The organism is Cellulomonas sp. GbtcB1 (genome assembly GCF_019091725.1).
Taxonomy (GTDB): Bacteria; Actinomycetota; Actinomycetes; order Actinomycetales; family Cellulomonadaceae; genus Cellulomonas.
Map to the genome: position 1 here is coordinate 1 of NZ_JAGXJG010000322.1, position 259 is coordinate 259.

1 pseudogene is annotated in these 259 nt (G+C 80.7%); it reads right to left on the bottom strand.

The window, feature by feature from the left end:
• Positions 1–7 precede the first annotated feature (7 nt).
• Positions 8–259 (bottom strand): annotated as a pseudogene (locus KVT14_RS20580) (NAD-dependent malic enzyme); the annotation flags it as partial.

The following is a 259-nucleotide window of genomic DNA, read 5'->3' on the forward strand; positions in this document are numbered from 1 at the left end:
GCCGGGCTCAGATCCCGGGCACCGGCACGACCGCGCCCGAGCCCGTGGCGGCCCGGGGGCCGGCGATCGCGCCCACCACCTGCGCCACCGCCGCGGCCACCGTGGACGCGACGTCGGGGTGGAACACGCTCGGGATGATGTACGCCGGGGTCAGCTCGTCGTCGGTCACCACCGAGGCGAGCGCCCCCGCTGCCGCGGGCAGCCTCCCGTCCGTGGTGGGGTGCGCCCGCGCGGCGGGCAGCCCCCGGGACCCGCCCGG